At 65.9% G+C, this 22,582-nt stretch carries 17 protein-coding genes and 1 tRNA gene; 12 read left to right on the plus strand and 6 right to left on the minus strand.

The genetic code is table 11. The features are described 5' to 3' along the window. Positions 1-6: 6 nt before the first annotated feature. The 5 genes from der to LWE61_RS15380 all read right to left on the minus strand — a co-directional run bounded on the left by der (position 7) and on the right by LWE61_RS15380 (position 5,528). Positions 7-1,398, minus strand: a complete 1,392-nt coding sequence (der, locus tag LWE61_RS15360; RefSeq protein WP_234151531.1) for a ribosome biogenesis GTPase Der — start codon at positions 1,396-1,398, stop codon at positions 7-9. 77 nt (positions 1,399-1,475) lie between these two features. Further along, positions 1,476-2,834 (minus strand): outer membrane protein assembly factor BamB family protein, encoded by a 1,359-nt coding sequence (locus LWE61_RS15365; RefSeq protein WP_407696247.1) that lies wholly within the window; start codon positions 2,832-2,834, stop codon positions 1,476-1,478. Further along, positions 2,824-3,540: a tetratricopeptide repeat protein gene (locus tag LWE61_RS15370; RefSeq protein WP_234151532.1), complete on the minus strand. Its 717-nt coding sequence runs from the start codon at positions 3,538-3,540 to the stop codon at positions 2,824-2,826. The genes LWE61_RS15365 and LWE61_RS15370 overlap by 11 nt, the downstream gene beginning before the upstream one ends. Before the next feature lie 110 nt (positions 3,541-3,650). Further along, positions 3,651-4,523, minus strand: a complete 873-nt coding sequence (gene panB, locus LWE61_RS15375; RefSeq protein ID WP_234151533.1) for a 3-methyl-2-oxobutanoate hydroxymethyltransferase — start codon at positions 4,521-4,523, stop codon at positions 3,651-3,653. A gap of 90 nt (positions 4,524-4,613) precedes the next feature. Then, complete coding sequence (locus LWE61_RS15380) at positions 4,614-5,528, minus strand: TraB/GumN family protein (protein WP_234151534.1); 915 nt, start codon at positions 5,526-5,528, stop codon at positions 4,614-4,616. 133 nt (positions 5,529-5,661) lie between these two features. On the opposite strand from LWE61_RS15380, the gene LWE61_RS15385 reads away from it, so the two are divergent. From LWE61_RS15385 to recQ, 11 genes are all read left to right on the plus strand, one after another. Beyond that, the gene (locus LWE61_RS15385) at positions 5,662-6,576 is read left to right on the plus strand and encodes a glycine--tRNA ligase subunit alpha (protein WP_234151535.1); all 915 of its coding nucleotides are present in this window, start codon (positions 5,662-5,664) and stop codon (positions 6,574-6,576) included. Beyond that, the gene (gene glyS, locus LWE61_RS15390; RefSeq protein ID WP_234151536.1) at positions 6,573-8,927 is read left to right on the plus strand and encodes a glycine--tRNA ligase subunit beta; all 2,355 of its coding nucleotides are present in this window, start codon (positions 6,573-6,575) and stop codon (positions 8,925-8,927) included. The genes LWE61_RS15385 and glyS overlap by 4 nt, the downstream gene beginning before the upstream one ends. A gap of 138 nt (positions 8,928-9,065) precedes the next feature. Beyond that, positions 9,066-11,732, plus strand: coding sequence for a pyruvate, phosphate dikinase (gene ppdK, locus LWE61_RS15395; RefSeq protein WP_234151537.1), 2,667 nt, complete (start codon positions 9,066-9,068; stop codon positions 11,730-11,732). Between the two features lie 102 nt (positions 11,733-11,834). After that, positions 11,835-11,911: transfer RNA gene (locus LWE61_RS15400), tRNA-Arg, on the plus strand. A 492-nt stretch (positions 11,912-12,403) separates the two neighbouring features. Further along, entirely contained in the window at positions 12,404-13,453 is a 1,050-nt protein-coding gene (locus tag LWE61_RS15405) for an ecdysteroid 22-kinase family protein (protein ID WP_234151538.1), read from the plus strand. Continuing rightward, on the plus strand, positions 13,453-14,541 hold the full coding sequence (locus tag LWE61_RS15410; protein WP_234151539.1) for a phosphotransferase family protein: 1,089 nt from the start codon (positions 13,453-13,455) through the stop codon (positions 14,539-14,541). The genes LWE61_RS15405 and LWE61_RS15410 overlap by 1 nt, the downstream gene beginning before the upstream one ends. Positions 14,542-14,587: 46 nt before the next feature. Then, positions 14,588-16,177, plus strand: coding sequence for a spinster family MFS transporter (locus LWE61_RS15415; RefSeq protein ID WP_234151540.1), 1,590 nt, complete (start codon positions 14,588-14,590; stop codon positions 16,175-16,177). Positions 16,178-16,232: 55 nt separating this feature from the next. Beyond that, positions 16,233-16,556 (plus strand): cupin domain-containing protein, encoded by a 324-nt coding sequence (locus tag LWE61_RS15420; protein WP_234151541.1) that lies wholly within the window; start codon positions 16,233-16,235, stop codon positions 16,554-16,556. Next, a complete protein-coding gene (locus tag LWE61_RS15425) occupies positions 16,557-16,739 on the plus strand; it encodes a DUF4169 family protein (protein ID WP_234151542.1) in 183 nt (60 codons plus the stop codon). It begins immediately after the preceding gene. Continuing rightward, complete coding sequence (locus tag LWE61_RS15430; RefSeq protein ID WP_234151543.1) at positions 16,739-16,936, plus strand: hypothetical protein; 198 nt, start codon at positions 16,739-16,741, stop codon at positions 16,934-16,936. Before LWE61_RS15425 ends, LWE61_RS15430 begins: the two co-directional genes overlap by 1 nt. 38 nt (positions 16,937-16,974) lie before the next feature. Then, positions 16,975-18,750 (plus strand): DNA helicase RecQ, encoded by a 1,776-nt coding sequence (gene recQ, locus LWE61_RS15435; protein WP_234151544.1) that lies wholly within the window; start codon positions 16,975-16,977, stop codon positions 18,748-18,750. A 36-nt stretch (positions 18,751-18,786) separates the two neighbouring features. Here recQ and LWE61_RS15440 read toward each other — a convergent pair whose 3' ends face one another. Continuing rightward, on the minus strand, positions 18,787-21,039 hold the full coding sequence (locus LWE61_RS15440; RefSeq protein ID WP_234151545.1) for a YadA family autotransporter adhesin: 2,253 nt from the start codon (positions 21,037-21,039) through the stop codon (positions 18,787-18,789). 391 nt (positions 21,040-21,430) lie between these two features. On the opposite strand from LWE61_RS15440, the gene LWE61_RS15445 reads away from it, so the two are divergent. Continuing rightward, the gene (locus LWE61_RS15445; protein WP_234151546.1) at positions 21,431-22,318 is read left to right on the plus strand and encodes a PAS domain-containing protein; all 888 of its coding nucleotides are present in this window, start codon (positions 21,431-21,433) and stop codon (positions 22,316-22,318) included. Positions 22,319-22,582 lie beyond the last annotated feature (264 nt).

Here is a 22,582-nt window from a genome sequence, read left to right on the forward strand (position 1 = left end):
GGCGGATCAGCGTTTCTTGGCCTTGTCGAAGGGGTTGGTGCTGCCGCGCAGGTTCAGCCGCACCGGCACCGCGCCAAAGCCCAGCTCCTTGCGGATGCCGTTGACCAGATAGCGGCGATAGCTTTCCGGCAGTTCGTCGAGTCGGTTGCCGAAGACGGAGAAGGTCGGCGGGCGGGTGCGAACCTGCGTGATATAGCGCAGCTTGATCCGCTTGCCGCCAGGGGCCGGGGGCGGGTTGGCCTCCAGCGCCTCGTCGAACCAGCGGTTGAGGAGCGATGTCTGAATCCGCTTCGACCATGCCTCCCGCGTTTCGAACGCGGCGTTGATGAGGTCGTCGATACCCTTGCCGGTCGCGCCGGAAATGGTGAGCAGCGGCACGCCCCGGCATTGCGCCAGCCCTTCGTTCAGGGCCGCACGGACGCCCTGATAGAGCGACGAGCCATTTTCCGACACATCCCATTTGTTGAGCGCGATGATGAGGGCCCGCCCCTCCTGCAACACCTTGTCGGCAATCTTGAGATCCTGCACCTCCAGCCCAAGCGTCGCGTCAAGGAGGAGGACGACCACCTCCGCGAAATCGACTGCGTGGAGGGCGTCGGCAACGGACAGCTTCTCCAGCTTGTCCTGCACCTTCGCCCGCTTGCGCATACCCGCCGTGTCGATCAGCCGCACGTCGCGCATCTCATTGTCGAAGTCGCGCCACTGCCAGTCGACGGCGATGGAATCGCGGGTGATGCCCGCTTCCGGCCCGGTGATGAGACGGTCCTCGCCCAATATCTTGTTGATGAGCGTGGATTTGCCCGCGTTGGGGCGGCCGACGATGGCGAGTTTCAGGGGGCCACGATAGTCCTCGTCCTCCGCATCGCCTTCGGTATCGTCGCCAAATTCATCCTCCTCCCGCTCGATATGCGGGCGGATGGCGCCGAACAGGTCGGCCAGCCCCTGACCATGTTCAGCGGAGAAGGCGACGGGTTCGCCAAAGCCGAGCGAGAACGCCTCCATGATGCCATGGTCGCCCTGGCTGCCCTCCGCCTTGTTGGCGAGGACGACGACGGGCGTGTCGCCAGCGCGCAGCCAGCGGGCGATATGCTCGTCCAGCGGCATCAGGCCAGCGCGGGCGTCGATGACGAACAGGGCGAGGTCGGCGTCCTGCACCGCAGCCTCCGTCTGCGCGCGCATACGGCCGGGCAGCGTCTCGATCGCGTCTTCCTCGAAACCCGCCGTGTCGACGATGCGGAATTTCAGGCCGAGCAGTTCGGCTTCGCCCTCACGCCGGTCGCGGGTGACGCCGGGCATATCGTCCACCAGCGCCAGCTTCTTGCCGACGAGGCGGTTGAACAGGGTCGATTTGCCGACATTGGGGCGCCCGACAATGGCGATGCGTGGCGCGGGCGGCATGGTGGCGAAATCTCTCTGGTTGGTGGGCCGCCGGAGCGGCCAGTAAAATCAAACGGCCAATAGCATGGCGTGGCCCATCAGCGATAGGCGACGAGTCGCCCATCGTCGGTGAGGATATAGAGCATCCCGTCGGCGGCGACAGGGGCCAGCGACATCGCGCCTTTCATCTCCCGCTCGTGCCGGATCGACCCGTTGGCTGGGTCCACCTCGGTCAGCTTGCCCTCCGTCGAGACGAGGATGAGGCGGCCACCGGCCAGCAACGGACCGTGCCAGCGCACGATCCCGCTCTTCTTCTTCTCATTCTCGAAGGCGGTGAGCTGGCTGATCCAGCGGATCTTGCCGGTCGCGCGCTCGACGCAGAACAGGCGGCTGGCATCGGTGACGACGAAGACCCAGTCCCCCGCGATGGCCGGAGTGGCGACGCCCGCGATGTTGATTTCCCACAGGCGCTGGCCGCTGACCAGTTCATAGGAGGCCATGCGGCCGCCCTGCCCGATGGCGAAGACGCGGCCACGGTCGATCACCGGATCGGCGTCGATGTCGGTCAGCGCGGCGACGGTGGTGGAGATGCTGGTGCGGCTGAGCGCATCGCCCCACAGCACGCGGCCATTCTCATAGCGATAGGCGGTGAGTTCGCCGGAGCTGAAGCCCGCGATCACCGTGCCCTGCGCCGCCGCCGGGGCGGCCACGCCAAAGATGGCGGTGGACTGCACCGTGCCGCTTTCGGTCCAGACGACCGTGCCGTCTTCCTGCGACAGGGCGAAAATCTGGTTATCCTGGCTCATCACATAGATATGGCCATTGGCGACGGTGGCCGAGCCGCGCAGCGGGCCGCCGGGGCGCTTCTTCCATAACTGGCTGCCGTCCGCGATGTTGAGCGCTGCGACATCGCCGATGCCGGTGGTGACGTAGAGGCGGTCGCCGCCGACGGACACGCCGCCGCCGAATTCCGCATTATTGCCCTTGCCGTCCTTGTCGCGGACGCTGCTGGTCCACAGGCGCGCGCCGCTCTTTGCATCGAACGCCGAGACGGTGGCGTTGGTGTCGATGACATAGAGCTTGCCGCCGCTGATGACGGGGGAGGAGGCGAGGCGCGCACGCTTGCCGCCGCCAGCGATGGAGGTGGACCAGGCCTGGTTCAGGCTTTCGCCCAGCGCGACATGGCCCATCGCCTTGCTGCTGTCGCCGCCCGGCTGCGCCCAGTCCGCATTGGTGGTGGGCGCGGGCAGGGTGACGGGCGTGTTGGCCACGCTGTCGTCCACGACCACCAGTTGGTTGCCGCCCAGGATGGACGTGCGGTTGCCCAGCACCGGCGTGGTCGACTTGGGCTTGTTGCCCCGACCGCCACATGCCGCCAGCGTCAGCACGCTGCACCCCATCAGGGCGAAGGCGGCGATCCGAACGGTGGACTGTTTGAGGCCGGACTTATTGGGCATTGGCGCTGTTGTCCTTCGTTTCGCCGGGGCGCGGCGGCATTTGCGCGTCCACCCCCAATAGGCTGGCCATCTGAACGGCCCGTGTCTGAATGGTGCGGGGAACGCCCGTATCCTTGGCGATATTGGCGAACAGGGCGCCCGCCAGATCGCGCTTGCCCAGCTTCATATAGGCCAGCGCGCTCATCTCGCCCGCGCTGCCGAACCAAGGGTTGCCGCTTTCCGACAGGGGCTTGAGACGGTCGATGACCGCCTGCGGGGCCATCGTGTCGAATTCCAGCGCCGTCTGGCGCACCAGCGCGAGGTCGCGATAGGGCTGGGCCAGCGTGGCGTCGGCCGCGATCGCGCGATAGGCGGCGATGGCGCCCTTGGCGTCTTCCTTCTCACTCTTGATACCGGCCTGCACGAGTAGGGCGCCGGCGCGATAGCCATCCTGATCGGTCCCCGCGAGGGTGGCCAGCGCGGCGTCGTCGGGCTTGCCCGACACGGCAGCGGTGAGCGCGGCGGTGTAGCGTTCGCCCGCCTCGTCCGCCGCGGCATGGGTGTGGTTCTGCCACAGCAGCCAGCCGCCGAACGCGATCAGCCCCGCCACGATCAGGCCGCCGATCAGCAGGCCGTAACGCTTGCCGAAATTCGACAGGTCATCCTGCCGCACGGCTTCATCCACCTCGCGCATGAAGGCGTCGTTCGGGGCCGGCGTCAGGGCCAAATCGTCTCTCCTCGCGATGGGCAAGTCAAAGGGTTGGAAATAGAAGGCTGGTTGCTTAGCCGCGCACGCGGTTGAAGGCCATGATTTTTTGGCCGGTCATTCCCAGGCTCTCATTTCTTGGGCCGGTACACCTGGTCTTCCGTGGGAAAGTTGCGCGCGCGCACGTCGGCGGCATAGTGGGCGGCGGTCTCGCCGATGCTGGTCGCCAGATCGGCGTAGCGTTTGACGAAGCGGGGCACGCGGTCGAACATGCCGAGCATGTCGTCGATCACCAGCACCTGCCCATCGCATTGCGCCGATGCGCCGATGCCGATGGTGGGCACATCGACGCTCTGCGTGGCGGCGATGGCGATCTCCTCCATCACCCCTTCGATTACCATGCCGAACGCGCCCGCCCGCGCCACGGCCTGCGCGTCGGCGATGATCTTGTCATGTTCCTCCCGGCTCTTGCCCCGCGCGGCATAGCCGCCCAGCGCGTTCACCGCCTGCGGCGTCAGGCCGATATGGCCCATGACGGGAATACCGCGCTGGCTGAGGAAGCTGATCGTCTCCGCCATCGCTTGTCCACCTTCCAGCTTCACCGCGGCGCAGCCGGTTTCGGCCATGATCCGGCTGGCCGAGGCGAACGCCTGCTGCGGTGACGCCTCATAGCTGCCGAAGGGCATGTCGACGATGACGACGCTGTGATAGCTGCCGCGCACCACCGCCGCGCCATGAGCGATCATCATGTCCAGCGTGACGGACAGGGTGGAGGGCAGGCCATAGATCACCTGCCCCAGCGAGTCCCCGACCAGCAGCATGTCGCAATGGGTGTCGAGGATCTGCGCCATGCGCGCCGTATAGGCGGTGAGCATGACGAGCGGTTCCTGCGTCCGGCCATCGACCTTGCGCCGCTGGATCGCGGGTACGGTCAGCCGCTTGATCGGCGCGGGCGTGGGGTTCGCGCGACTGGTCGAGGTGTCGAGGACGAAGGTGGTGGACATGGGGACGCCTTGTAACGAAGTCGGGACGGGGTGGCGAGTCTGAGGAAAGGGGATGCAGGGCCGGGTACGGGCAGGCTGAACCCTGTCGCCCTATTCGACGCGCTTTACGGTCAGGCCCTTTGCGGCCAGCAGTTCCTGCACGCTGCCCTTGCCCGCCAGATGGCCTGCGCCGACCGCGACGAAGACGGTGCCGGGCTGCGCCATTCGATGGGCGATCCATGTCGCCCAGTTGCGGTTGCGCTGGTAGAGCAGGGCCTCCGCAATCTCCGGCATGTCCTTGAGCGAATCATTCATGTCGTCGGCCAGTGCGCCGGGACGCCCGGCGGACCATTCGCTGACCATGCGGGCGATCTCCGCCTCCGCTTTCTCCGCCTCCGCGATAGTGGCGGTGAGGAAACGGACCTGCGTCGCCTCCGGCAATCCGGCGAAGAAGCCGAGCTGTTCGTCGACGCTTTCCAGCGCCAGCACCGGCTTGCCCTTGGTCGTCGCGGTGTTCTTCAGCACCTCGTCCACCCCGGCATCGGGATCATAGCCCAGCTTCTCCAGCGGGGCGATGGACAGCGAGACGGCGGCGAACCATGGATGGAAAGGCTCCAGATGCGCGCGCGGTATGCCGAGGCGGTCGAGCAGCGCGAAATAGCGGGCGCGGGTCGCGGCATCCAGCTTCTCGCTAAGCGGCGGGCCGTTGGCGTCGATGGCGAGGCGGGCGGTCGTTTTCGCCACTTCCGTATCGGTCGGCACCGTTTCCAGCACCAGCGCGGACGATTGGTCGAACGCTGCCCTTACCGGACCGTGGAACCAGCGCACTTCGCGGCGCAGGACATGGATGGTGCCGAACAGATAAAGGGTGGTGTCCTTGTCCCGCACCACCCACAGCGCCGGTTTCGCCAGCGTCTCCTTCGTCACGGTGCGCGCGCCGATGGGCGCGAAGCCGGGCGAGGTGAGCAGCAGGATCGCGGCAAAGCCGGTGGCGAGGCGGGTCAGGAAGCGGGTGAGGACGGGCATGTCCCTCCTTTCGCCGCTTTGCGGGCCGGGCGCAAGTAATGGCGGGCTGGATGCCGCCTTGCTTGACCCGAACCGGCCCTTGCGCCAAAGCGACGCCCATTGAATCCATGCCCCCAACGACAGGCGGACGAGCTTGGCAGAGCAGCAACCCTTGAGCTTCCAGTCGCTGATCCTCACGCTCCATGATTATTGGAGCGCGCAGGGCTGCGTCATTCTGCAACCCTATGATATGCGCGTGGGGGCGGGCACGTTCCACCCCGCCACGACATTGCGCAGCCTTGGTCCCGATCCGTGGAACTGCGCCTATGTGCAGCCCAGCCGCCGCCCGACCGATGGCCGCTATGGCGAAAATCCCAATCGCCTCCAGCATTATTACCAGTATCAGGTCATCATGAAGCCGTCGCCGTCGAACCTTCAGGAGCTGTATCTCGGCTCGCTGGCGAAGATCGGCATCGACCCGCTGGTCCATGACATCCGCTTTGTGGAGGATGACTGGGAAAGCCCCACGCTGGGCGCATGGGGGCTTGGCTGGGAAGTGTGGTGCGACGGGATGGAGGTCACCCAGTTCACCTATTTCCAGCAGATGGGCGGTTTCGACTGCAAGCCGGTCGCAGGGGAACTGACCTACGGCCTCGAACGGCTCGCCATGTATATTCAGGGCGTGGACAGCGTGTACGACCTGCGGTTCAACGATCCGGTCGGGGATCGCCCGGCCGTGACCTATGGCGATGTCTTCCTCGCCAATGAGCAGCAGATGTCGAAATGGAATTTCGAGGTGGCGGACACGGACAAATTGTTCCGCTGGTTCAAGGACGCCGAAGCCGAATGTCAGGCCAGCATCGCCGCGAACGTGCCGCTGGCCGCCTATGACCAGGCGATCGAGGCGAGCCATGTTTTCAACCTGTTGCAGGCGCGCGGCGTGATTTCCGTGCAGGAACGGGCCAGTTACATGGGCCGGGTCCGCGACCTCGCCAAGGGAAGCTGCGAGGCGTGGATCGAGGCCAATCGCGCGGGCTGGGAAGCGAAATTTCCGGGGTGGACGGCATGACGGATTTTCTCCTCGAATTGCGCTGCGAGGAAATTCCCGCGCGGATGCAGTTGAAGGCGTCGGACGATCTGGCGCGCCTGTTCATCGAGGAACTGGCGAAGTCGGGCCTGAAGGCGGAGCGGATCACCAGCTTCGTGACGCCGCGCCGCCTTGCCCTGATCGCCCATGGCCTGCCGCTCCAGACGGACGCGGTGAGCGAGGAACGCAAGGGACCGCGCGCCGACGCGCCGGCGCAGGCGCTGGAGGGCTTCCTGCGCTCCACCGGACTGACGCGCGAGCAACTGGTTGAGCGGACGGATGCCAAGGGCAATGCGATCCTGTTCGCGGTGATCGAAAAGCCGGGCCGCCAGACCGCCGACGTGCTGGCCGAGGCCGTGCCCGCCATCGTGCGCGCCTTTCCCTGGCCCAAGTCGATGCGCTGGGGCGATACCTCCGCCACGACCGAAAGCCTGCGCTGGGTCCGCCCGTTGCAGGGCATTGTTGCCATATTGGGTGAGGAGCTGGTCGCAATAGAGGTGGAGGGTGTTACCTCCGGCTATGCGACCGTCGGCCATCGTTTCCACCACCCCGGCGAGATCACCATCGGCGGCTCGGGCGACTATGCGGAGAAGCTGCGCGCCTGCCATGTCATCGTCTCCCATGCGGAGCGGCAGGCGATCATCGCGGAGCAGGCGGCCGCCCTCGCCACCGCGCGCGGATACAGCCTGATCGAGGACAAGGGGCTGGTGATCGAGAACGCCGGCCTGACCGAATGGCCGGTGCCGCTGCTGGGCGATTTCGACCCCGCGTTCCTGGACGTGCCGCCGGAGGTCATTCAGCTAACCCTGCGGATCAACCAGAAATATTTCGTGCTGAACGGCGCGGACGGGAAACTGGCGCCCGCCTTCATCTGCACCGCCAATATCGAGGCGAAGGACGGTGGTGCCGCCATCGTCGCGGGCAATGGCAAGGTGCTGGCCGCGCGGCTGAGCGATGCGCGCTTCTTCTGGGAGCAGGACAAGAAGACGACGCTGGCCGATCATGCGCAGAAGCTGGGCCGGATCACCTTCCACGAAAAGCTGGGCACCGTTGCGGACAAGGTGGAGCGGGTCGCGAAACTGGCGCGCTGGCTGGTGGAGGAGGGCATCGTAAAGGGCGCCTCCGCCGACGATGCGGAACTGGCGGCGCGTCTGGCCAAGGCCGATCTCGTAACCGAGATGGTCGGGGAGTTCCCCGAACTTCAAGGGCTTATGGGTGGCTATTACGCCCGTGCCGAGGGGTTGTCCGACGCGGTGGCCGATGCCGTGCGCGACCATTATAAGCCGGTCGGGCAGGGCGATGCGGTGCCGACTGCGCCGGTTACGGTGGCGGTGAGTTTGGCGGACAAGCTTGATACGCTTTTTTGGCTTTGGTTCTCAGGCCAAAAACCGACCGGATCGAAAGATCCGTTTGCTTTGCGTAGAGCAGCAATAGCTATAATCGGCTTGCTTCAAGGCCATGCAATTCGTTTGCCTGTCAAGTTAGCTTTTGCTGCAACGCTAGCATGTAGACTAGCAAAATCCGCAAATCCCGCTTCTTCAATAAAAAGTGACCAACCCAGCGCGGTCACTTCTTCTATATTTGAAATAATTAGACGTGGGGGGCATTTGCGCCTGAGCAACACTCTAGAAAAATGGCACTGGAGTGATGATCTTGAGCAAGAGACTAAAACCACTACATCGTTTTCGATTGATCTTTCAGCAAACCAAAAGGAATTGCTCGACTTCTTCGCAGACCGTCTCAAGGTCCAGCAAAAGGAAGCGGGCGTCCGCCACGACCTGATCGACGCGGTGTTCGCGCTGGGCGGGGAGGACGACCTCGTCCGCCTGCTCGCCCGCGTGAAGGCGTTGCAGGCGTTCGTGTCCACCGAGGACGGCGCCAACCTGCTGGCGGGGTATAAGCGCGCAGCCAACATCCTGAAGAAGGAAGGGTGGGAGCCGCAGCGCCCGCCGATGGCCGCCCATGGCACGCAGGGTATTGCCCAGACGGGCGAGGAAGATCCGCTGTCGCTGGTCGAAGATCCGGTCATCGCCGGAGCGGTATCGGACCTGTCCGTCACCGCCCCCGCCCGTTACGAGCGGGAGGCGCAGGAGGTGGCGCTGGCCGATGCGCTGGATGCAGCCGAACCCGCCGTGGAATCCGCGCTGGCGCAGGAGGATTTCGCGGCGGCCATGGCGGCGCTGGCGTCGCTGCGCGCGCCGATCGACGCCTTTTTCGACAAGGTGACGGTGAATGACGCCGACCAGAATAAGCGTGGATCACGTTTAACGCAGTTGACGCGCATCCGTGCTGCAATGCACAAAGTCGCCGATTTTTCTCGGATCGAGGGCTGAAATCCTGTTCTTTTGTCGGAGTTTTTCTCTCGGCATCCAGAACAGGGCCAGGTCGATAGTTGCAGGGGGAAGGCGGACGATCCGGTTTGTTACAGGTCGTCCGGCCTTCAATATTCAGAAGATAGAGAGAGCTAAGCCATGACTCGCTATGTGTATCGTTTCGGTGGTGGCGTTGATGACGGCGGCAAGGGTGACAAGAACCTGCTGGGTGGCAAGGGCGCCAATCTGGACGGCATGGCCGCTATCGGTCTTCCGGTTCCTCCCGGCTTCACGCTGACCACCGAATTGTGCACCGCCTATTATGCGGATGGCGAGAAATATCCCGACAGCCTGAACGCGGAATTCGCCGCGGGCATCGCGCATATCGAGGGGGTCACGGGCAAGATATTCGGCGACCCCGCCGACCCGCTGCTGGTGTCGGTCCGCTCCGGCGCGCGCGTTTCCATGCCCGGCATGATGGACACGGTCCTTAACCTGGGCCTCAACGACCAGACGGTGGCCGGTCTGGCGACGGTGTCGGGCGATGCGCGTTTCGCGTGGGACAGCTATCGCCGTTTCATCCAGATGTATTCGGACGTGGTGCTGGAACTCGATCATGGATCGTTCGAGGAAGCCCTTGAAATCGCGAAGGAAGACAAGGGCTATTCGCTCGACACCGAACTGACCGCCGAGGACTGGCAGGCGCTGGTCAAGGAATATAAGTCGCTGGTCGAGAAGCAGTGGGGCAAGCCTTTCCCGCAGGATGTGCATGACCAGTTGTGGGGCGCGGTCGGCGCGGTGTTCGGGTCGTGGGAATCGGACCGGGCCAAGGTGTATCGCCGCCTGAACTCTATCCCCGGCGAATGGGGCACGGCGGTCAATGTGCAGGCGATGGTGTTCGGCAACATGGGCGACACGTCGGCCACGGGCGTTGCGTTCACGCGCGATCCGGCGACGGGCGAAAACGCCTATTATGGCGAGTATCTCATCAACGCACAGGGCGAGGACGTGGTGGCGGGCATCCGCACGCCGCAATATCTGACCAAGACCGCGCGCGAGAGGGCGGGCGCCAAGCCGCTGTCGATGGAAGAGGCGATGCCGGAAACCTATGGCGAACTGGCCAATGTCTTCAGCATCCTGGAGACGCATTATCGCGACATGCAGGACATTGAGTTCACGGTGCAGCAGAACAAGCTGTGGATGCTCCAGACCCGGTCCGGCAAGCGCACCGCCAAGGCCGCGCTGAAGATCGCCGTCGACATGGCGACCGAGGGACTGATCACCGAGGAGGAGGCCGTCGCCCGCGTCGACCCCGCCGCGCTGGACCAGTTGCTCCATCCAACGCTCGACCCCAAGGCACCGCGCGACGTGCTGACCAAGGGCCTGCCCGCATCGCCGGGCGCGGCATCAGGCCAGATCGTGTTCGACGCCGATTCGGCGGAGCGGCTCAACGAACTGGGCGAGGCGGTGATCCTCGTCCGGATCGAGACCAGCCCGGAAGACATTCACGGCATGCATGCGGCCAAGGGCATCCTGACCGCACGCGGCGGCATGACCAGCCATGCGGCGGTGGTTGCGCGCGGCATGGGCCGTCCCTGCGTTTCCGGCGCGGGGTCGCTGTCCATCGACAATGTGGCGAAAACCCTGCGTATCGGTGATCGCGTCCTCAAGGAAGGCGACATCCTGACCATCGACGGCGCGACCGGCGAGGTGATGGCCGGGTCCGTGCCGACCGTGCAGCCGGAACTGGCGGGCGATTTCGGCGTGCTGATGGTCTGGGCGGACAAGGTGCGCCGCCTGAAGGTGCGCGCCAACGCCGAAACCCCGCTGGATTGCCGCACCGCGCGCGATTTTGGCGCGGAGGGCGTGGGCCTGTGCCGGACGGAGCATATGTTCTTCGACGCGGCGCGAATCACCGCGGTTCGCCAGATGATCCTGGCCGACAGCGAGGCGGGCCGCCGCGAGGCGCTGGCCAAGCTGCTGCCGGAACAGCGCAGCGACTTTGCGGAGATTTTTGCGGTGATGGCGGGCCTGCCGGTCACGATTCGCCTGCTCGACCCGCCGCTGCACGAGTTCCTGCCGCACGGCGACGGCGAGTTCGCCGAGGTGGCGGAGGCCGCGGGCGTCAGCATCGACCTGCTCAAGCGCCGCGCGTCGGAACTGCATGAGTTCAACCCCATGCTGGGCCATCGCGGTTGCCGCCTGGGCGTGACCTATCCCGAAATCTACGAGATGCAGGCCCGCGCCATCTTCGAGGCGGCGATTTTGGTCGCGGAGCAGAGTGGCGCGGCGCCGATCCCCGAGGTCATGATCCCGTTGGTCGCGACCAAGCGCGAACTGGAACTGATGAAGGCGATCGTGGACAAGGAGGCGCAGGCCGTCTTTGCCGAGAAGGGTCGGACCATCGAGTATCTGGTCGGAACCATGATCGAGCTGCCGCGCGCTGCGCTGAAGGCTGGTGAGATTGCCGAGGTGGGCGAATTCTTCTCCTTCGGCACCAACGACCTGACGCAGACGACCATCGGCATCAGCCGCGACGATGCCGGCCGATTCCTGACGCAATATGTCGACAAGGGCATTTTCGCGCGCGATCCGTTCGTCAGCATCGACGTAGAGGGCGTGGGCGAACTGATCCAGATCGCCGCCGAGCGGGGCCGCAAGTCGCGCCCCGGGATCAAGCTGGGCATTTGCGGCGAGCATGGCGGTGATCCGGCCTCCATCGCCTTCTGCGAAGCCACCGGCCTCGACTATGTTTCGGCCTCTCCCTACCGCGTGCCCATCGCGCGGCTGGCGGCGGCACAGGCGGCTTTGGCCCACAGGAAATAAAAAGCGAAATTGCGTGAAAAGGGGGGTTGCCAGACCGGGAAACCCCTTCTATCAGCGCAACTCCCGACGCGGTACGGTTCACCGGCACCGCAGAATGGGCAGGCACCCGTAGCTCAGCTGGATAGAGCATCAGACTACGAATCTGAGGGTCGGACGTTCGAATCGTTCCGGGTGCACCATTCTCCTCCCGATGGAGAGAGAAGCTAGACAGGCGGCGAAAGCCGCCTGTTTTATTTTGTGGGTCGGCCGGATGGGCGCGACCCCGCAAGTCCCATGAGTATTGGTTTTTCCCGATCGCTGACAGGCGTGGGCGCAGCGGCGCGTCCGATGCTCTTGGGCCATCGGGCGCTGTGAGCGCTCCGGGTGGTGCAACCCGCCTTCCTTCTATCCGACAGGTCTTTGTCGCCCGGTTGCGGAGGGTGAACAGCCAGCGATCCCCTTCATCCTGCCAGTCTCCTGCGCATTGTGGGCGTTCGCGTTGAACAGCCATGTCCGCTCTCCGCAGCGATTTGCGTCTTGCGGCAGGGAGCATAGCGAGAGCCCGGCATTGGCTTGACACGATATTCACATAATAGATAATGATGTCGAAATAACGAACAATGTCGGTGTCCGTCGATGGTTGATGGCGCCGGACATGCTGCGCGTCGTCGCGCGGCAAACGGGAGAGTGGAATGACGACGCTTGCGACGCTGCCGGTGCCCAGGACGCTGACGGAGGCCCTTGATCACGATTGGCTGCGGCGGGCGCTGGCCCCGGTCACGGGCGGCAAGCCGATCACCGCCGTGGAGACGGTGGAGGTGATCCGCACGGTCGCCACCAAGCTGCGCTTCACCATCGCGTTCGATGGCGCGGAGGGGGGCAGCGAAGCATTCTGCCTCAAGGGCCTTCTGGACGTGGATGCGGCGGGCGCGATGGGCGGGCCGGTGACAGTGCTGGAGTGCGATTTTTACATCCATCTGGCCCCGAAGCTGGCGGTGCGGGTGCCCGACTGCGTGGCGACAGTGGTGGACCGGGACGCGAAGTTCGGCGTGGTCATCATGCGCGACGTGGTGGCGCAGGGCGGGCGCTTCTGCTCCGCACTGGACGCCTTCACCGCCGATGAGGCCGCACAGAGCCTCGATCAACTGGCGCTGCTGCACAGCGGCTCTCCGTTGCTGGACGAGCTGCCATGGATCAACCGCCGGGTCGCCGCGCTGGCCAACAGCAATTATGTGACCGAGGAACTGTTGCAGGAGTTGCTCGACGGGCCGCGGGGCGAAGGACTGCCCGCCGCCACGCGCGACGCCGCCCGGCTGCGCGCCGCGATGAAGGTGCTGGCGGAGCGCGACCTGCAATCGCCCGATTTCCTGATCCATGGCGATGGCCATGCGGGCAATATCTTCCGCACCGCCGATGGCGCGGGCCTGATCGACTGGCAGTTGCTGCAACGGGGGAGCTGGGCGCTGGACGTGGCCTATCATATCGCCGCCGTGCTGCCGGTTGAGGTGGCCGAGGTGCATGAGCGGGCTCTGCTGAACCATTATCTGGACCGGATGCAGGGGCTGGGCGTGGCGATGCCCGATGAAGAGGCGGCATGGGCCGAATATCGGGCGGCTGCGGCCTATGGCTATTATCTGTGGGGCATCACGCGCCGCGTCGATCCCGCGATCATCACCGTCTTCACCCATCGGCTGGGGTCCGCCGTGACCCGGCATGACAGCTTTGCGCTGCTGGGCCTGTGATGACCGGAACAGCACAGGACGGGGGAGCATCGGCATTGGGCAATGTGATCGTCGCGCCGGAGACGCGGGCGCTGGACGAACTGGTGGCGCAGCTCACCCCCTGGTTGCAGGCGCGGCTGCCGCAGGCGAACGACCTGGGCATCGTCGATCCGTCCTATCCATCGGGCGCGGGCCAGTCGCATGAGACGATCCTGTTCGACGCGCACTGGACGGAGAATGGCGCTCCGGTCGTGCAGGGCTGCGTCGTCCGCATCAAGCCGATACGCCATCAAATCTTTCCCGACGACCTGTTCATCGAACAATATCGGGTGATGGAAGCGCTGCACCGCCATGGTGTGCGGGTGGCGAAGCCGCTGTGGCTGGAGGAGGATGCGGCACTGCTCGGCGCACCCTTCTTCATCATGGAGCGGGTGCAGGGGCGCGTCGCGGTCAGCATCCCGCCCTATCGGGAGCAGGGCTGGGTCGCGGAAGCCACGCCCGCGCAGCGCCGCCACCTGTGGGAGGAAGGGGTCCGGCATCTGGCGTCGATCCACACCGTTCCGCTCACCGAACTGCAATTTCTGGCGGGACCGGAGGGCGCGCGCGACGGGCTGAAACAGGAATGGGACAAATATGTCCGCTTCGTCGACTGGGTGAGCGAGGATCGGCCATGGCCGGTGCTGAAGGCCGCGCTGGAGCGGTTGCGCGCGCAATGGCCAGCCAACCAGCCAGCCGGGCTGGTCTGGGGCGATTCGCGGCTCGGCAACCTGATGTATGACGCGAATTTCGACGTGGTGGCGATCATGGACTGGGAGCAGCCGTCTCTGGGCGGGGCGCTCCATGATCTGGCGTGGTGGCTGACCATGTCGGAGCAGATGCATGGCGCGACCGCAGAGAGTCCCCACCTCGACGGCATGGGCACGCGGGCGGAGACGATCGCGCTGTGGGAGGAGCTGACCGGCATCTCCGCGCAGGACATTGAATGGTATGAGGATTTCACCCGGCTCAAGAGCAGTTGCCTGAATGTCCGCATGTCGGCGCTGAAAGGGCGGCCCGCACCGGACGAGGCATGGCTGGCGCAGCGGCTGAAGGTCACGCCGCCCGCCTGAACCATCGCGATACGCATAATCAGAACAGACGAGACAGGAGAATAGCATGGCGAGCGAGGCGCACAGGGAGCCGGTAACGGTGGACGACGGCGCAGGGGAGGCCGGTCGCGCCGCCATTCCCCGCTATGCCTGGTATGCGCTGGCCGTGGTGGCGGGCGCCAACCTGCTCAACTATCTCGACCGCTATATCCTCTCCATCCTGGCCCAGTCGATCAAGGCCGACCTGAAGCTGGACGATGCGCAGCTCGGTTTCCTGCTCGGCACGGCGTTCGCGGTCTTCTATGCGGTGGTTGGCATAGCCATGGGGCGGATCGCGGACCGGGTGAGCCGCCGCAAGCTGATGGCGTTCGGTGTTGCGCTGTGGTCGATCATGACCGCGCTGGGCGGGGCGGCGACCAATTTCCTGTGGCTGAGCGCGGCGCGGATCGGCGTGGGCGTGGGGGAGGCGACGGCCAACCCCTGCTCGCACGCGCTGCTGAGCGACATATTCCCGCCGCGCAACCGGGCGATGGCGCTGGCGGTCTATCTCTCCGGCTCCTTCCTGGGCAGTGCGGGGGCGATGATCCTGGGCGGGCTGATCGTCCAGCATTGGGGCGACTATTGCCAGGCGGTGCCGCTGGCGGGCGCATGCGACGTGGCCGGGTGGCAGGCGGCGCTGATTCTGGTCGGCCTGCCGGGTATCCCGCTGGCCCTTCTGCTGCTGGGCGTGAAAGAGCCGTTCGAGCCGAAGTCGGACGGACAGTCGGTGGTGCGTATCGTCGTGACCGAACTGGCCGCTTCGCTGCCGCCCTTCACCCTGTTCACCATCAAGCGGATCGGCGGTCCGGCTGAGATGCTGGGCAATCTGCGGTTGATTGCAATCGTTACAGTGGTGGCGGCCGGACTTGTCTGGCTGACCGGCGACGTGGCGCAATGGGTGGCGGCAAGCATCGGCATCTATGCGGTCGTGACATGGGGACAGGTGCAGAAAATCCGCGACCGGCCGCTGTTCGCGCTGACCTTTGGCTGCCGCACGTTCATCCTGACCATGCTGGGGGCCGCGTTGCTCGGCTGTATCGGGGGCGGCGTGAATATCTGGGCCGCGCCCTATGCGATGCGGACCTTCGCGCTCAGTCCGGTGCAGGCGGGCGTGTCGCTGGGCTTGCTGCATGCCGCGGCGGCGGTGGCGGGCGTATTGTTCGGGGGATGGCTGACCGACCGGATCAAGCTGCGGGATCGGCGTGCGCCGATCTGGGTCGCGCTGTTCAGCCTGATCGGGGAATTGCCGTTTCTGGTGGTGATGCTGCTGGCGTCCGGTTCCACGGTGTTTCTGGCGGCGTTCGTGGGCTTTGCCTTCTTTTCGTCGCTATGGGGCGGGGCGTTCGCCGCGCTGGGGCAGGATCTGGTGCTGCCGCGCATGCGGGGTGCCGCGGCGTCGGCCTTCTCCCTTTTCGCCATCGTGGTGTCGAGCGGGGCCGGTCCCTATTGGGCGGGCAAGGTCAGCGCGCTGACCGGATCGTTGCAGGCGGGGCTGTTCAGCCTGATGCTGCTGGTGCCGGTGGTGATCGTGCTGTTCCTGTTCGCCATGCCGCGCGTGGCGGCGGCGACGCCGGAGTCGCGCCGGACGCTGGCGACGGCGGCCGGCGAACCGGAGTAGATCGGGCGAAGAGGGAAGAGGTTGATCTCTGCCGGGCAGGGCGTAGGGAGGGGGCATGGCCTCCAACATCCTCGCCCCTCTGCCCGATGCCTCCACGGCGGAGGTCTTTACGCAGTTGCTCGCCCGTCCCGGCCTGCGGATCGAGCGAATCGTCTCCGCCGGGCAGGTGACGCCAGAGGATGCGCCCTATGACCAGCCGGATGACGAGTGGGTGCTGCTGATCGCCGGAAGCGCCCGGTTGTGGATCGAGGGGGACGGCGAGAGGGCCTTGACGCCCGGCGATGCGCTGCTGATACCGGCCCATGTCCGGCACCGCGTGACCTGGACGCAGGCCGATCCGCCGACCGTCTGGCTGGCGGTCCATATCGAGGGGCAGTGAATGGCCGAGATCATCAACCTGCGCACCGCGCGCAAGGCCCGCAAGCGCGCCGATGATGCCACGCTGGCCGAGCAGAATCGCGCCAAGTTTGGCCGGACAAAGGGCGAGAAAGAGCGGGACCGGATCGAGGCGGAGCGGCTGGTGCGCCGGATCGACGGCGCGAAACGGGAAGGAGACGCCTGATGCGGTCCACGGGGGATAGCGTGTCCGTGCGCCTCTATCATCTGGACGGGGACGAGGGGGCGGCGACCACCCTCTTCTATGGCTCCATGACGGAGGCGCTGGAGATCGCGGCGCTGGAGCCGGAGGAGGTGCAGGACGGCCTGTTCATCGCGACGGACAATGACGTCATCGCCTATCTGGACCTGATCGACTACTGAGCTTTCCCCGGCGGGACTGCGGCCCTATAGCCCGCACGATGCACGCCGATCCCCACCGCCTTCTCCATGATATTTTCGGATTCGAGCAGTTTCGCGGGGTCCAGCATCAGGTCGTCGATCGGGTGCTGGCGGGGCGGGGCACGCTGGCCATCATGCCGACCGGTGCGGGCAAGTCGCTCTGCTACCAATTGCCGGCGGTCGCGATGGAGGGATGCTGCGTTGTCGTCTCGCCGCTGATCGCGCTGATGCATGACCAGTTGCGGTCGGCGCGGGCGCTGGGCATCCGCGCGGCCAGCCTGACCTCCGCCGACAATGACTGGCGCGAGACACAGGATCGGCTGCGGGCGGGCGAACTCGACCTCCTCTATGTCGCGCCGGAGCGGGCGAGCGGGGAGGGGTTCCGCAACCTGCTCTCCCAAGCGAAAATCTGCCTGTTCGCCATCGACGAGGCACATTGCGTTTCCGAATGGGGGCATGATTTCCGGCCGGATTACAGGCTGTTGCGGCCCTTGCTGGATGCGTTCGGGGATGTGCCACGCCTGGCGCTGACCGCCACCGCCGACGCCCATACCCGCGCCGACATATTGGTGCAGTTGGGATTGCCGGAGGAAGGGCTGGTCATCTCCGGCTTCGACCGGCCCAACATCCGCTATGCGGTGCAGCCGCGCGACGGGCTGACCGGGCAGATCGGTGATGTGCTGTCCGCCAATCCGGGCGCGGGCATCGTCTATGCGACCACGCGCGCGGCGACGGAGAAGCTGGCGGAGACGCTGGGCAAGGGCGGGCGGCCGGTGCTGCCCTATCATGCGGGCCTGCCGCCGGAGGTGCGCGCCGCCAACCAGTCCGCCTTCCTCGCCAGTGAGGAGATGGTGATGGTCGCGACCGTTGCGTTCGGCATGGGCATCGACAAGCCGGACGTGCGCTTCGTCGTCCATGCGGGACTGCCCAAGAGCATCGAAAGCTATTATCAGGAAAGCGGTCGCGCGGGGCGTGACGGCGAACCCGCGATGGCAACCCTGTTGTGGGGGGCGGAGGACTTCGCCCGCGCCTTCCAGCGGATTTCGGAGGTGGAGCAGAGCCGCCAGCAGGGGGAGCGGACGCGGATCGGCGCGCTGGGCCATCTGGTGGAGACGGGGGCGTGCCGACGGGCCGTGCTGCTGCGCCATTTTGGCGAGAATCCGCCGCCGACCTGCGGCAATTGCGACAATTGCCTGTCACCACCCGCCAGCGTGGACGCGACCGTGACCGCGCAAAAGCTGCTGTCCGCCGTGTTCCGCACCGGGCAGAGTTTTGGGCTGGGCCATATCGAGGCGGTGCTGACCGGGCGCACCAATGACAAGATCAGCCAGCGCCAGCATGACAAGCTGTCCGTCTTCGGCATCATCGAGGGCGAGGAGATGGCGCTCATCAAGCCGGTCGCGCGCGCCCTGATGGTCCGCGATGCGCTGGAGACGAACGAGCATGGCGGGTTGACGCTGGGTCCGGCGGCGCGACCCTTCCTGCGCGGGGAGGAGCCGGTGTCGCTGGTCCTGCCGCCCGCCCGCGCCCGGCGAGGCAAGCGGGGGAGCGGTGCGGAAGCCAATCCGGTCGACGATCCGCTGTTCGACGCGCTGCGCGCCTGCCGCCGCGACCTGGCGAAGGAAGCGGGGGTGCCGCCCTATGTCATCTTTCATGACAGCACTCTGCGCGACATGGCGCTCCAGCGGCCCCGGTCGGAAGTGGACCTGTCCCACATCACCGGCGTCGGCGCGCGCAAGCGGGAAGCCTATGGGCAGGCATTCCTGGCCGTGATCGCCCGCTTCGGCAACGTCTGACCGTAACAGGGGCTGAGCGCGGGACGAGCCTGAGCCTCAGAAGGCCAGGCCGACACCCGCGTTCGCACCGCCCTGCTGCCGGCTGTTGTAAGTCGCCCCGGCCTTCAGGATCAGGCGGCCATTGTCCGACGCGCGGGAGAAGCCCATGGCGATGGCGGTTTCGCCCTGCCAGACGCTGGTGCCGACGCCGATCATGTTGCGTCCGGCCTCGATCGGCTGCGGGATGGCGGAAAGGGCCATGGCGGACGCGGTGCCCGCCTCCGCATCGCGGCGCAGGCCGTGGAGCTCCTGCCCGAATTGCGCGAAACGGCGATCGGTATAGGCGTTGGCGGTCAGGAGGCCGCGGCTCATGCCGTCCATCAACTGGCGCATGTTGACCGCATCGGTGGCGCTGCTGCCATCGGCGACGTTCGTGACCTGCCGCTCTGCCCCCACGCTGCCGACGGAGAGGCTGTTGGCCCGGTCGGCGACAGAGCCATAGCCGACGGCGACGCTGCCCGTCGCCAGTGCCTGCGCTTGTGTGCCCAGAGCGGTGCCGTGTTCGCCCGATGCCGCCGCGCCTGCACCTGCGGCGATGCTGTTCGCGCCGGTTGCGGCGGGTTTGGCGAAGGCGGCTGTATTGTTGACCTGCACGAAGCCGTCGGTGCCGTCGCGCAGGGCGTTGACGATGGTGGTGTTGCTGGCGAGCTGGACGTTGGTGGCGTGGAGTTGCGCGCCATTCACCGCGTCGGTGGAGGTCGCGCTGACACCGCCCGCGCGAACATTGGTGAGGCGAGTGCCCTGATGGCCCGCAAAGGTCACAGTGTCGCGGTCGCCGCCCACCGCGCCGTCATAGGTGACAGCCCGTTCGCTGACTGTCGCCACGGCATCGACCCGCTGGTTGATGTTGGTGACGCTGGCACCGAGGCTGCCCAGCGCATCGCCGACATTGGTGTAGGTGGCGGAGCCGGTCGTCCCGTCCGCGCCCACGGTGGCGAGGGCATAGGCGGGCGCGGAGAGGCTGCCGTCCGCCTGCACCGTCGACCCGCCGCCAAAGTGTGCGGCGGTGCTGGCGGCGGCGGCGGCCGAGCGCTGGCCGGTGCGGGCCACGGCGTCATTGGTGGCGGCCAGTTGCGCGCCATTGACCGCATCGCGCGACCCGGCGGCGACCACGCCGTCCGCCACGCCGGTCAGCTGCTGGTCCACTCCGCCGCGCGCCGCACTATAGGCGTTGACGCTGCTGTCGTAGAGCAGGGCGTCGTTGCGCATAGTGGAGACGCTGGTCGAGACGGCGGTGAGTTGCGCGACCGTGACGGCATCGTCATCCGCTATGCCCGCCGCGACGTTGGAGAGGCGCGTGCCGCTGGTCCCGCTGAAACGGACGACGGTGCGGCTGCTGTCCTGATATTTCACCGCGCTGTTATCCAGCACGGAGAGGTCCAGGCCGAGTTGCGCCACTGCGCCATTGGTGGCGTGAAGTTGCGCGCCGTTCACCGCATCGCTGCTGTTCGCGCCGACGGCGCCTGCCGCGACATTGGTGATTCGGGTGCCGCTGGTTCCTTGCAGGGTGACGAGATCGCGCGCGCTGCCGTCATAGTGGACGGCGGAGGCGGCGATGCCCGTCACCGCGTCATGGACCGCGGTAAGCTGGGCCACATTGACCGCGTCGGTTGGCTGCGCGCCGGCGGCGAGTCCGGTGATACGCCGCGCGCCGACGTTGACCTCCGCCGCTGCGGTGCCGCCGACCAGATAGGCGCTGGTGCCCAAGCTCGCCCCGGTGGCGAGTGACCCGGCGCCCAGCGCCACGTTGCCCGCATGGGTGGCGGATGCGCCCGCGCCCAGCGCAATGGCGCGACTGGCCCCTGTTGCGGTGCTGGCAAGGTCGCCGATGGCGATGGCGTCCAGCGCCCCGGCGCTCGCCCCCATGCCCGTCTGGCCGAGACCGGTGATGCTGTTCCCGCCGATGGAGAGGCCGCGCGGTGTCGAGAGACCGAAGCTGTCCGCCTGGCTGTTGCAGCCCGGATCGGTGAGCAGGTCGACCTCTCCACCATTGATGTCGATGGCCCCCAGGGTGATGGGTGCGCCGCTCGCGATATTGGACAGGGTGGAGGTGAGGCCGAGGTTGACCGGGGCAAGCAGATTGAGCAGCGACTCGACCGGGCCGAGCACCGGCACGAGCACATCGCCGACGATGTCCGTCACCACCGAACGGGGCAGGCGCACGCCGGAACAGGCGCCGACCACTTCGGCCTGTGCGGGGGCGGGCAGGCCGATCCCCACCATGCCTGTCACGGCCAGGATCAGCGGCATTCCCACCGCAAGCCTCTGAACAGCCCGTCGCGCCGGACGTCGCCGGGAAGCTGGGTGGGTGATCGCACCCGTTTCGCCATGAATCATTATCTTCGCTCCGTCCGCGACAGGCCGTCTGTCAGGAACGGGCGATTATGACCGGGTAGAGTAAGGGCGGCGCGACCCGCATTTTCCTGATGTTTGCGGATAATCCGAAAGGTCGCGGGCGTGACGGGAGCCGCATGGTTAATCGGATTACACCAAAACGGAGAAGAAAGGCCGCGCTTTTCCGGCGCATTTTTTTGCTGCATTGCAACATGGCGGAAATGGATGGTTTATGGTTCCAATTGTATTTGCCAACATTTTCAATGGATTACATAAATTATGCGTTCTTCAGCGAAAGGGGACGACCATGTTCTTGGAGAGACTGCCCGGTAAAGTTGTCAGCGCGACCGCCTTTGTCCGAAATTTCGGCGCCTATGCCCGCAACGCGGGGAGCGAGCCGATCCATATCCTCAACCATGGTCGCCCGGCGTGGTCGCTCATCACCACCGACTATCTCAATCGGCTGGCGAAGGCGGGGGCAGGGGGAAGTGAGCAGGACAGGGTCGCATTGGCCATGATCCTCGACACGATCCCGACACTGGTCATCATGACGGACGGCGACCTTCAGATCGTACGGATCAACTCGGCGGCCCGCCATGCGCTGCGCGTCGGAGACGAGGATGTGCATGGAACGTCGCTGTCCAGCCTGATCGCGGACCAGCGTTATCAGTTCGTCCTGCGCGCGGTGGAACGGGTGGGGCAGACCGGCATCACCGAAACGCTGGACGTGGATACGGTGAATGCGCCGCCGCGGACCTATCATGTGAAGGTCGAGCGCCATGCCGAGGGGGTCGCGATCTTTGCGGACGAGACCACGGCTCAGACGCTGGTGCGGGATCGCTATGCCGTTGCCGACGCCTATGAAGATCTGATGGATGCGCTGCCCGGCCTGGCGCGGGGGACGATCAATGCGCGCGGCGTGATCGCCACCGCGTCACAGGCGCTGGCCGACCTGGTACAGACCGATCCGGTGAAGATCGCAGGCATGCGCCTGTCCTCGCTGTTCCATACGTCGGTGCGGACCGACGTGGCGGACGCCATAGAGAAGATGCTGAACGACCGCATCCCCTTCACCATCCCGGCCAAGTTGCAGGCGGGCGGAATCGAGACGATGGCGGTGATGCTGAGCGCCGCGCCCCATCCGGCGCATGGCAAGCATGACGGGGCCATCTTTCTGCTCCAGAAGCAGATGTAGCGACAGGGGCCTCTGGCGACAGGAGAAGGGGCAGGAGGGCGCGGGCGTCCCCCGTTCCCTCCGACTGTCGCATTTCCTGTGGGGGAAAGGCGCGCGGGGCGTCCCGAAATAATTCTCCTCTGTTACCGTTTTTCGCGATACTATCTGCGGCGGACAGGCCCCAAAACAGGCCGTCCGCCGCGCGTTGCGTGCAAATTTGCAGAACCGGGCCAGCCGTTCTATGAAGAACGGTCGCGATGGCACGTGGAAACTCGGCCGCAATCG

The sequence above is a fragment of the Sphingobium sufflavum genome, from assembly GCF_021403115.1.
Classification (GTDB): domain Bacteria; phylum Pseudomonadota; class Alphaproteobacteria; order Sphingomonadales; family Sphingomonadaceae; genus Sphingobium; species Sphingobium sufflavum.

Bases quoted from the DNA above. Each gene is read 5' to 3' on its own strand.
- der (WP_234151531.1), bottom strand. From the start codon at position 1,398: ATGCCGCCCGCGCCACGCATCGCCATTGTCGGGCGCCCCAATGTCGGC.
- LWE61_RS15365 (WP_407696247.1), bottom strand. From the start codon at position 2,834: ATGCCCAATAAGTCCGGCCTCAAACAGTCCACCGTTCGGATCGCCGCC.
- panB (WP_234151533.1), bottom strand. From the start codon at position 4,523: ATGTCCACCACCTTCGTCCTCGACACCTCGACCAGTCGCGCGAACCCC.
- LWE61_RS15380 (WP_234151534.1), bottom strand. From the start codon at position 5,528: ATGCCCGTCCTCACCCGCTTCCTGACCCGCCTCGCCACCGGCTTTGCC.
- glyS (WP_234151536.1), top strand. From the start codon at position 6,573: ATGACGGATTTTCTCCTCGAATTGCGCTGCGAGGAAATTCCCGCGCGG.
- ppdK (WP_234151537.1), top strand. From the start codon at position 9,066: ATGACTCGCTATGTGTATCGTTTCGGTGGTGGCGTTGATGACGGCGGC.
- LWE61_RS15405 (WP_234151538.1), top strand. From the start codon at position 12,404: ATGACGACGCTTGCGACGCTGCCGGTGCCCAGGACGCTGACGGAGGCC.
- LWE61_RS15410 (WP_234151539.1), top strand. From the start codon at position 13,453: ATGACCGGAACAGCACAGGACGGGGGAGCATCGGCATTGGGCAATGTG.
- LWE61_RS15415 (WP_234151540.1), top strand. From the start codon at position 14,588: ATGGCGAGCGAGGCGCACAGGGAGCCGGTAACGGTGGACGACGGCGCA.
- LWE61_RS15420 (WP_234151541.1), top strand. From the start codon at position 16,233: ATGGCCTCCAACATCCTCGCCCCTCTGCCCGATGCCTCCACGGCGGAG.
- LWE61_RS15425 (WP_234151542.1), top strand. From the start codon at position 16,557: ATGGCCGAGATCATCAACCTGCGCACCGCGCGCAAGGCCCGCAAGCGC.
- LWE61_RS15430 (WP_234151543.1), top strand. From the start codon at position 16,739: ATGCGGTCCACGGGGGATAGCGTGTCCGTGCGCCTCTATCATCTGGAC.
- recQ (WP_234151544.1), top strand. From the start codon at position 16,975: ATGCACGCCGATCCCCACCGCCTTCTCCATGATATTTTCGGATTCGAG.
- LWE61_RS15440 (WP_234151545.1), bottom strand. From the start codon at position 21,039: ATGCCGCTGATCCTGGCCGTGACAGGCATGGTGGGGATCGGCCTGCCC.
- LWE61_RS15445 (WP_234151546.1), top strand. From the start codon at position 21,431: ATGTTCTTGGAGAGACTGCCCGGTAAAGTTGTCAGCGCGACCGCCTTT.